1 protein-coding gene is annotated in these 788 nt (G+C 69.9%); it reads right to left on the bottom strand.

What is annotated here, in order from left to right; genetic code table 11:
* A partial coding sequence (locus RM704_RS44575; protein ID WP_311593573.1) for a ketoacyl-synthetase C-terminal extension domain-containing protein occupies window positions 1–788 on the bottom strand: 788 nt, incomplete at both ends.

Here is a 788-nt window from a genome sequence, read left to right as displayed (position 1 = left end):
CAAGATCCGCCAAGCCCACGTCCAGCAGGTCACACGTCCGCTCCAACGACTCCGCGAACACCGGAAAAGCAGACGCCAACTCCCGGCCCATGCCCACCCGCTGAGCACCCTGACCCGTGAACAACAAGGCCAACTTGCCCGGTGCGGCGGCACTTCCTTGCACCAGACCCGCGGTGGGGCGCCCCTCAGCGAGCGCTTCGAGAGAGGCAAGAAGGTCCTGCCGCTCGGAGGCGACGACGGCTGCCCGGTGGGGGAACAGGGTGCGGGTGGTGAGGAGGGCCCGTGCGACGTCGCGGGGAGTGGATTCGTCGTCACGGCCGACGTGTACGAGGAGGCGGCGGGCCTGTTCCCGTACGGCGTCCTCCGTGCGCCCCGAGACGATCCAGGGCACGGGGACGTTCGTCGGCATGACCGTCTCCAGCGGCTCATGCGTGCCCGCCTCGTCGGCAGGCGGATCGTCCTGGGGCGCCTGCTCCACGATGACGTGGGCATTCGTTCCGCTCACGCCGAAGGAGGAGACACCCGCCCGGCGCGCCCGACCGGTCTCCGGCCACTCACGCGCCTCGGTCAGCAGCTCGACCGCACCCGCCGACCAGTCCACGTGCGGCGACGGCTCACCCACATGCAGCGTCGGGGGCAGCACCCCCGCCCGCATCGCCATCACCATCTTGATCACACCCGCCACACCCGCAGCAGCCTGCGTATGACCGAAGTTCGACTTCGAGGATCCGAGCCACAGAGGCCGATCCTCGTCACGCCCTTGGCCGTAGGTGGCGAGGAGCGCCTGC

Origin of the sequence: Streptomyces gottesmaniae (assembly GCF_031845845.1) — a bacterium.
GTDB classification, from domain to species: domain Bacteria; phylum Actinomycetota; class Actinomycetes; order Streptomycetales; family Streptomycetaceae; genus Streptomyces; species Streptomyces akebiae.
This window is presented reverse-complemented; position numbering and strand designations above follow the sequence as displayed.